10 protein-coding genes are annotated in these 8,873 nt (G+C 59.0%); 4 read left to right on the forward strand and 6 right to left on the reverse strand.

The genetic code is table 11. From position 1 onward, the window contains the following. Positions 1 to 117 precede the first annotated feature (117 nt). Positions 118 to 711, forward strand: a complete 594-nt coding sequence (locus GT753_RS13920) for a lytic polysaccharide monooxygenase (protein ID WP_004936574.1) — start codon at positions 118 to 120, stop codon at positions 709 to 711. 63 nt (positions 712 to 774) lie between these two features. On the opposite strand, the gene GT753_RS13925 is transcribed toward GT753_RS13920, so the two are convergent. From GT753_RS13925 to GT753_RS13950, 6 genes are all read right to left on the reverse strand, one after another. Then, positions 775 to 1,737: a sugar-binding transcriptional regulator gene (locus GT753_RS13925; protein WP_004936575.1), complete on the reverse strand. Its 963-nt coding sequence runs from the start codon at positions 1,735 to 1,737 to the stop codon at positions 775 to 777. Positions 1,738 to 1,832: 95 nt separating this feature from the next. Beyond that, positions 1,833 to 2,489, reverse strand: coding sequence for a dihydroxyacetone kinase subunit DhaL (gene dhaL, locus GT753_RS13930; protein ID WP_004936578.1), 657 nt, complete (start codon positions 2,487 to 2,489; stop codon positions 1,833 to 1,835). Between the two features lie 3 nt (positions 2,490 to 2,492). After that, the gene (locus tag GT753_RS13935; protein ID WP_004936581.1) at positions 2,493 to 3,494 is read right to left on the reverse strand and encodes a dihydroxyacetone kinase subunit DhaK; all 1,002 of its coding nucleotides are present in this window, start codon (positions 3,492 to 3,494) and stop codon (positions 2,493 to 2,495) included. A gap of 29 nt (positions 3,495 to 3,523) precedes the next feature. Continuing rightward, entirely contained in the window at positions 3,524 to 4,294 is a 771-nt protein-coding gene (locus tag GT753_RS13940; RefSeq protein WP_131165018.1) for an SDR family oxidoreductase, read from the reverse strand. A gap of 35 nt (positions 4,295 to 4,329) precedes the next feature. Next, a complete protein-coding gene (locus tag GT753_RS13945) occupies positions 4,330 to 5,598 on the reverse strand; it encodes an MFS transporter (protein WP_004936588.1) in 1,269 nt (422 codons plus the stop codon). 66 nt (positions 5,599 to 5,664) lie between these two features. Continuing rightward, complete coding sequence (locus GT753_RS13950; RefSeq protein WP_031300581.1) at positions 5,665 to 6,777, reverse strand: alcohol dehydrogenase catalytic domain-containing protein; 1,113 nt, start codon at positions 6,775 to 6,777, stop codon at positions 5,665 to 5,667. A gap of 318 nt (positions 6,778 to 7,095) precedes the next feature. On the opposite strand from GT753_RS13950, the gene rpiB reads away from it, so the two are divergent. The 3 genes from rpiB to GT753_RS13965 all read left to right on the forward strand — a co-directional run. Next, positions 7,096 to 7,554: a ribose 5-phosphate isomerase B gene (gene rpiB / locus GT753_RS13955; protein ID WP_004936593.1), complete on the forward strand. Its 459-nt coding sequence runs from the start codon at positions 7,096 to 7,098 to the stop codon at positions 7,552 to 7,554. A 193-nt stretch (positions 7,555 to 7,747) separates the two neighbouring features. Beyond that, positions 7,748 to 8,698: a transaldolase gene (gene tal, locus GT753_RS13960; RefSeq protein ID WP_004936597.1), complete on the forward strand. Its 951-nt coding sequence runs from the start codon at positions 7,748 to 7,750 to the stop codon at positions 8,696 to 8,698. An 18-nt stretch (positions 8,699 to 8,716) separates the two neighbouring features. Continuing rightward, the coding region (locus tag GT753_RS13965) for a hypothetical protein (protein WP_174242134.1) at positions 8,717 to 8,873 on the forward strand (157 nt) is incomplete at its 3' end.

The following is an 8,873-nucleotide window of genomic DNA, read 5'->3' on the forward strand; positions in this document are numbered from 1 at the left end:
GAATGGTAAAAATAAAACAAGCCGACAGAAATGGTTATTTCCAATTGCGTTATTAGTCTCTCATTTTGTCGGTGAAATACGCTCAACTTACAACATAATTTCAGTCAGGAGTGACTTATGAACAAAACTTCCCGTACCCTGCTCTCTCTGGGCCTGCTGAGCGCGGCCATGTTCGGCGTTTCACAACAGGCGAATGCTCACGGTTATGTCGAATCGCCGGCCAGCCGCGCCTACCAGTGCAAACTGCAGCTCAACACGCAGTGCGGCAGCGTGCAGTACGAACCGCAGAGCGTCGAAGGCCTGAAAGGCTTCCCGCAGGCCGGCCCGGCTGACGGCCATATCGCCAGCGCCGACAAGTCCACCTTCTTCGAACTGGATCAGCAAACGCCGACGCGCTGGAACAAGCTCAATCTGAAAACCGGCCCGAACTCCTTTACCTGGAAGCTGACCGCCCGTCACAGCACCACCAGCTGGCGCTATTTCATCACCAAGCCGAACTGGGACGCTTCGCAGCCGCTGACCCGCGCTTCCTTTGACCTGACGCCGTTCTGCCAGTTCAACGACGGCGGTGCCATCCCTGCAGCACAGGTCACCCACCAGTGCAACATACCGGCAGATCGCAGCGGTTCGCACGTGATCCTTGCCGTGTGGGACATAGCCGACACCGCTAACGCCTTCTATCAGGCGATCGACGTCAACCTGAGCAAATAATCGGCCAAATGAGGAGATCGTTGAGGGTTCAGCCTGGCGCTGAACCCTTTTTTGCAGGTGCCGCTATTGCGACATGTTGAGGATAGTGCGCACATTGAGCGCGCTGGTGGCGATAATGTCGATGGCGCCGGTGCGCAAAGCGCCCAAAATCGCCAACGCCTTGGTATTCTCGGAAGCAATGGCGATCACACAAGGGATTTTGCGCAGCTCATCAATGCTCAGCCCGATCACTCTGTCATTCATCACCGTGTCGACATGCTGGCCCTGAGCATTGAAAAAATCATAGCCGGCGATGTCGCCGATCACGCCCTGATTAAGGCTGGCGTCGATAATCTCGTGCGGCGTAAACCACCCCAATTTCACCATATAGCTGTTTTCATTCATGTCGCCAATGCCGACTAACGCCACATCGGCCTTACGCGCACGATCCAGCGTTTCCTTGATCGTGCCGTTCTGCATGAAGGCGTCTTTCAGCGCGCGATTTTCGACGTAGGCCGGCGCATAGAGCGTCTCGCTGCTGCCGCCGAACTTCTTCGCCAGACGCCGGCTGATATGGTCGGCGTTGATCGCGTCGCCCGGACGGTGGGTGCCGCCGATGCCGCAGATGAACTTGCAGTTGCGTTCCGTCACGCTGCCGACATGATCGGCGATCGCCGCCACGTTGCGTCCCTGGCCGACCGCCAACACCATATCGTCTTTCAGCGACATCGCCAGATAATTGGACACCAGCGCCGCCACCTGCCGACGCTGTTCCTCTTCGTCCTGATGGTCGAGCGCGATCAACGCGCGGCTGATGGGAAAACGTTCCATCATCTGCTGTTCCAGCCGGGTGCTGAATACCGGGTGATAACGCACGTTGATCTCGACGATGCCTTCTTCCTTGGCGCGCTTGAGCAAACGACCGACTTTGATCCGTGAGATGCCGAACTTTTTAGCGATCTCTTCCTGCGTGATCTCATCCTGATAATAAGCAACGGCGATTTCGGTCAGCAGTTCGTTATCCTGGGACACAGTTTGTTTTTCCATCCGTTAGACGTTTCCCCACGGCAGGCCGGTTGATGATGGCGGAGGGACGATACACGCCCCTCCGACAAGGCTGAATGCCCGCTAGTATAACGCGTTCAGGCGGCAACGGTATTCAGTCGTTGCTCCACCTCGTCCGCCAATCGGGTCAAGAGCAGGCAGCAAGATACCGCGCCGGCGTCCAGTACGCCGCGCGAACGCTCGCCCAGACGGCTGGCGCGGCCGATTTTCGCCACCAGCTCGCGGGTGGAGTCCCGCCCGCGCTCTGCGGCGATTTTCATTTGTTCCAGCGCAGCGGCGAAGTCGTCACCGCGTCCCACCGCCTGCTCAAATGCCGCCACCGCCGGTATCAGCGTATCCATCAGACACTTATCGCCCACGCCCGCGCTGCTGATGTCCTGCAGTTCGCGCAACCCGCCGTGCAACATCGCCAAAAATGCCTGCTTGTCCAGCACGCTGCGCTCACGGACGCTCTCCGCCATGCCCATGAACAGGCTGCCGTACAGCGGCCCCATCGAACCGCCGATGCCCTCCATCAGCGCATCCGATACCGCATCGAACGCCTGCGCCAGCGTGAGCTCGCGGCCGCGAATGGCATCGCCGCACATCGCGAATCCCTTCGACATATTAATGCCGTGGTCACCGTCGCCGATGGCGCCGTCGATTTCGCTCAGATATTCGCGGTTGCTGACAATGGTTTCTATCAGCCCCGTAACGATCTCACTGCCGTACCGGGTTGAAATTTGTTCCGTCATGATTCACTCCACCTGGGTTAAGCCTAAAGATTGCGCCGGCATGTCCAGCAGCGTTTTCAGTTCGTCATCCAGCGTCATCAGCGTCAGCGTCACGCCCATCATTTCCAGCGACGTGAAGTAATTGCCGACGTAGCGCCGATGCACCCGCACGCCTTTCGCCGTCAACCGACGCTCTATTTCGGCATAATAGATATACAGCTCCATCACCGGCGTGGCGCCAAGCCCGGAGATCAGCAGCGCCACCTCCTGCCCCTGTTCCAGCGGCATGTCGTTGAGCACGAAATCGAGCATGGTGCCGGCCATCGCCGACGCCGACTGGATCGGCGATACCTCAATGCCCGGTTCGCCGTGATGGCCGATGCCGATCTCCATCTTGCCGTCTTCGATATGAAAATTGGGTTTGCCGACCGCGGGAATGGTGCAGGAACTGAGGCCGACGCCGATCGAACGACACCGGTCGATGGCCTTTTGCGCCGCGCCGATCACGCCGTCCAGATCGTATCCCTTGGCCGCCGCCGCCGCGCCGACCTTCCACATCAGAATTTCGCCGGCCACGCCGCGCCGTTTATCGATCTCACTGGCCGGCGCCGAGGCGACGTCATCGTTGGCCACCACGGTTTTCACCCGTATGCCGGCCGCCGTGGCCTTCTTGATCGCCATCTTGACGTTCATGTTGTCGCCGGCGTAGTTGCCGTACAGGCAAGCGACGCCCGCACCGCTGTCCGCCGCCTTGAACGCGTCGAGAAAAGCCCCCGCCGTAGGCGATGAAAAAATCTCGCCAATCGCGACGGCATCCAACATGTTTTTGCCGACATACCCCAGGAACGCCGGCTCGTGGCCGGAACCGCCGCCGGTGACGATGCCCACTTTGCCGGCGATCGGCGCAGGCGGATATTTCAACACCCGCGCATTGTCGGTGGCGGCATAATAGTTCGGGTGGGCCAGCCTGTAGCCCTGAATGGCGTCTTCCACTACGTGATCGGGATCGTTAATGATTCTGTTCATCGCGGCCTCTCTGTCGCCTGAATAAGAAATTATTGAATGGTGTAACCGCCGTCGACCACCAGGTTGGCGCCGGTGATCATCGCCGCCGCGTCGCCGGCCAAAAACAGGGCGCTGGCGGCGATATCTTGCGGCTCGGCGAAACGCCGCAGCGGGATTTTCTGCTTCATTTGTTCCGCCACCTCGCCTGACCAGGCCTTACGGCCCAGCTCCGTCAAAACCACGGTGGGCGAAATGGCGTTAACCCGCACGTTGTGCGGCCCCCACTCCAGCGCCAACACCTGGGTCAGACCGATTACGCCCGCCTTGCTGGCGCAATAGGCCAAGTGATTAGGCAAAGCCACCACCCCGGCCTGCGAGGCGAGATTGATGATGCTGCCGCCGCGCTGGCGAATGAAACGGCGGCCCACCGCCTGGCAGGTAAGAAACACGCCTTTCAGATTGACCGCCAGGGTTGCATCCCACGCCGTTTCCGGCAGTTCCTCAGCGGGATGCAGTGCAACGATGCCGGCGCTGTTGACCAGCACGTCCAGCCGTCCGAAATGCGCCTCAATCTGCGCCACTGCCCGCTCCACCGATGCGGCATCGGTGACGTCGGCCACGACGCCCACCGCCGCCTCGGCGTCCAGCTGTCGCGCCACTTCCGCAACCTGCGGCGCCCGATCGAGCAGCGCCACGCGCGCGCCGTTTTGCAGATAGCGTTCGGCAATAGCGAGACCGATCCCCGCAGCGCCGCCGGTAATCAGCGCCACCTTGCCCTGCAGCGAGAGCTCGCGCGGCGCCGTAGTTTGATGATTAATCATAAATTTCCCCTTAAAACTGTGAACTTCACCCTCGGTCAGGATATTTTCGCCAAACTCGCGCCGCGTTCTTCCTGCGCCGTCGCGCTTTCCTTCGGCAGCGTGACAAATTTCATCAGCACGCCGCTGAACAGGTACAAACCGGTAAAGATCCAGATCACGCCAACGGTGCCGAGGCTGCCGATAAACAGCCCCACCACCGCCGGGCCGACAAAGGTGCTCAGGCCGGCACCCAGATTGAGAATCGACATCGCCGCGCCCTTATTGTCCGGCGCCAGCGACGGCATGATGGCCGACAGCGGCACGAACGCCGCCAGGCAGGCGCCAAACAACCCGGCGGCGCACACGGTCAGCAGGTAGTTGGCGCCGAAGAATTGCGGCACGTAGTAGAACATCAGCGTGGTCAAGGCACAGCCAACGCAGCCGAACCACATCACCACATTGCGCCAGCCGAGCCCGTCGCTGATCACGCCGAAAATCAGGTTGAAAATGATGTTGACCGTCCACAGCGCGGCGTACATCTGCAGCCAATGCGTGCGGGTGAACCCCATATCCATCATGTACATGGGCATGAATACGACGAAGCCGTAAGCCGCAGAGGTATTAATGGTGCGCACGATGCCGCCCAGGCCAATCTTCGGGTTTTCAAACGCGATGGTGATGCCCTTCAAGACATAACCCAGCGACGCCTTTTCACGGTTGCCGCTCTGTGCCGCGCCGTCGTCGCGATTGAGCATCAGCGCAATCACCGCGCCCAGCACGACGAAAATCAGCGCGCTCCACAGCGTGTGGATCTCGCCGAGATAAGGCAGCATGATGCTGGAATACAGCACGCCCAGCACGCTGAGCCCGCCGCTGTAGACGAACCAGAAAATCCCCACCGCCGACCCCAGCCTTTCCGGCGGCGCCTCATACGCCACCCACACCAGAAAACCGTAGGCGAACAACGGATAACCCAAGCCGCGCAGCGCATAGGTCGGCACCATGATCGCCAGGTTGTTGCTCGGCAGGCCGAACGTCAAAAAACACACCGAACCGAACAGAAACAGCAGCAGGCCGGCCAACATCACCCGCCGGGCGGTAAAGATTTCCGCCAACACGCCGGAAAACCAGGCGGCGATGGCGGCCGCAAAGCCATAAACGCTGAACAGCAGCGCCGATTCCTGAATGCTCAGCCCTTTGCCAATCAAATAAGGCGACAGCCAGCCCTGTTCCAGCCCTTCGCCCATCATGAACACCAACACGCCGGCATAGCCCAGCAGCAGTTTCGGTGACAGACCAATGCGATGAATCAGTCCATGCAACATAGAACACCCCAGCACATGTGATTATGGAGGCGCAGGCTCGCCCGCACCCGAGGAACGACGCAGGTTTCAGAGGTTTGGATTAAGCACCACTTTGATTGAACCGATACCGCGCTTCATCAGCTCGAAACCTTCGGCGAACTGTTCCAGCGGCAACGTATGCGTCACCACGCCTTCGGTCGGCAGATCGCCATTGGCGATGCCTTCGATCACCAGCGGATAGCAGTAAGGGCCGAGGTGCGAACCGAGCACGTCCAGTTCCTTGCGGTCGCTGATGATGCTCCAGTCGACGGTCACCGGATCCTTAAACACGGAAAATTCGACGAAGGTGCCGAGCTTGCGGATCAGCGTCAGGCCCTGTTCCACGGACTTCTGTGCGCCGGTCGCCTCGATGTAGATGTCGCAGCCGTAGCCCTCGGTCATCGCTTTAACCGCGGCGGGCACGTCGTCACGGGTGGGATTGAGCGTCACATCCGCGCCGAAGCGCTTCGCCAAGGCCAGACGTTCGTCGGACAGATCCAGCACCACCAGCTTCGAGGGCCCGGATTTCTTGATGGCCCCGATCATGCCCAGCCCCAGGGTGCCGGCGCCGGCCAACACCACCACATCGCCCAGTTTGATATTGGCGCGTTGCACCGCATGGAAGGAGCAAGCATAGGGTTCGATCAGAATGGCTTTTTCGATCGGCAGGTCGGCCGGCACATGATAGTTAATCGCCTCTTTGGTGAACTTCATGTACTCGGCCATGCCGCCGTTAACGTTTTTCTGGAAACCGTACAGGTCATGCTTTTCGCACATCCAATACTGACCGCGGTTGCAGAAGCGGCATTGCCAGCAGGGAACGATTTGTTCTGATATCACGCGATCGCCGAGATTGAAGCCCTCGACGCCTTCACCGTACCCCACGACATGGCCGATGAATTCATGGCCGGGGATCATCGGCGCCTTGATGTACGCCGGTTGTTTTTCATCGCCCCAGAAGCTGGGCGCCCCTTCGAACGCTTTAACATCACCGGCGCAGATGCCGCAGGCTTCGATCTTCACCAGGATCTCTTTCGGGCCGATCGTCGGTACCGGCACCTGTTCCAGGCGGTAATCTTTCGGGGCGTACGCCACAACCGCCTTCATGATCTCGGGGATACCGGCCGCCATTTTCGCCTCTGTTATGCAGGTCTGACACATAGCACTCTCCTCTGGTAGGGAAACTTCTTTTGATCATTAACACAAACAAAGAACAAATGAACACTAACGCTATGCGTTCAATTTGCCCACAGTGAACTTATCAAAGTGTGATATCGCTCAAAAACCCGTCTCCACTAGAGTGAACAACGATTAAAAGCCCTTTTTTAGTGACTAAGATCACCTTTTACAGTGGCAAACTGAAAAGCCAGGCAAAAAACAAAAGAACACAGATTGAACATTTGATTAAACAGGGATACGGTAATGAACGTGGCGCCACCGAGGATCGCCACCCTTTTCATTACCAATCAGGAGATCGCTATGCTGCCTATCGCCATCGGCGCCGATGATGCCGCCATTGAACTGAAAGATCTGATCGTTGCCCACCTGCAACAACGGGACATCCCCGTCATTGACTACACGACGGATCGCGCCGCAGAAACGGGGATCTATCCCGATATCGCCTATCGCGTCGCGCAGGCGATACGGGAGGAAAAACATCGGCGGGGCATCCTGCTGTGCGGCACCGGCATCGGTATGAGCATCGTGGCCAATAAAGTGCCCGGCATTCGTGCGGCGCAATGTCACGATACCTACTCCGCCCAGCGGGCGCGCAAAAGCAATGATGCTCAGATCATCACGCTGGGCGCGCGGGTCATCGGTGCCGAACTGGCGAAAACCATCGTCGATGCCTGGCTGGAATCGGAGTTTGAAGGGGGAGGATCGGCGCCGAAAGTCGAGCGGATCGGCTATTACGAAAACGCGGCCGGACGGCGTTAAACCGCCTGCCGTCTCGATGGCGGTCGCGCGCAAGCCGCGCTCCGCCTGGGTTTATTCGGCATTCATTGTTATTATCCATCGCAACAATCAGAAAAAGCGCATTTTCATTCTCGATCCGATGATGCAGTGTGTTCCCCCTATGATGAAAAAGGTTCTCATTTCCCTACATTGAGCTTGGTCAAGGAGCTTATCAATGAATCAATTAGACGCACTCAAGCAGCTGACCACGGTGGTCGCCGACAGCGGCGATATCGAATCCATCCGCCAGTTCGAACCCCAGGACGCCACCACCAACCCTTCGCTGATCCTGAAAGCCGCCGCGCTGCCGCAGTACAAGGCGCTGATCACCGAAGCGTTGGAGTATGCCCGCCGCCAGGGCGGCAGCAAGGAAACCCAGCTGATCAACGCCAGCGATAAGCTGGCGGTCAATATCGGCGTCGAGATCCTCAAAAGCGTGCCGGGCCGCATCTCCACCGAAGTGGACGCCCGCCTGTCGTTCGACCGCGGCATGTGCGTCGCCAAAGCGCGCAAGCTGATCGCCATGTACCAAGAACAAGGCATCGACAAATCGCGCATCCTGATCAAACTGGCTTCCACCTGGGAAGGCATCAAAGCCGCCGAAGAGCTGGAAAAAGAAGGCATCAACACCAACCTGACGCTGCTGTTCTCCTTCGCCCAGGCCCGCGCCTGCGCCGAAGCCGGCGTGTATCTGATCTCGCCGTTCGTCGGCCGCATCTATGACTGGTACCAGGCCAAACAGCCTGCCGCCGACTACGACGCCGATCAGGATCCGGGCGTGAAATCGGTGCGCACCATCTATGAATACTACAAGCGTCATCGTTACCAGACGGTGATCATGGGCGCCAGCTTCCGCAAGGTTGAGCAGATCCTGGCGCTGGCCGGCTGCGATCGCCTGACCATCGCGCCAAACCTGCTGGAACAGCTGAAAAACAGCGAGCAGCCGGTCGAACGCAAGTTGACCCCGTCTACCGAGGGCTTCCACCAACCTGCCCCGCTGGCCGAAGCGGAGTTCCGCTGGCTGCACAATCAGGACGCCATGGCGGTGGAAAAACTCGCCGAAGGCATTCGCCTGTTCGCCGTCGACCAGCAGAAGCTGGAAGACATGTTGGCCGCTCAACTGTAATCGCACTGGAGTTTCGTTATGTCTTCTCGTAAAGAGCTTGCCAACGCTATCCGCGCACTCAGCATGGACGCCGTACAAAAAGCAAATTCCGGCCACCCGGGGGCCCCTATGGGCATGGCGGACATCGCCGAAGTCCTGTGGCGTGACTACCTCAACCACAACCCGACTAACCCGC

Origin of the sequence: Serratia sp. Z4, assembly GCF_009900725.1 — a bacterium.
GTDB lineage: Bacteria > Pseudomonadota > Gammaproteobacteria > Enterobacterales > Enterobacteriaceae > Serratia > Serratia nematodiphila.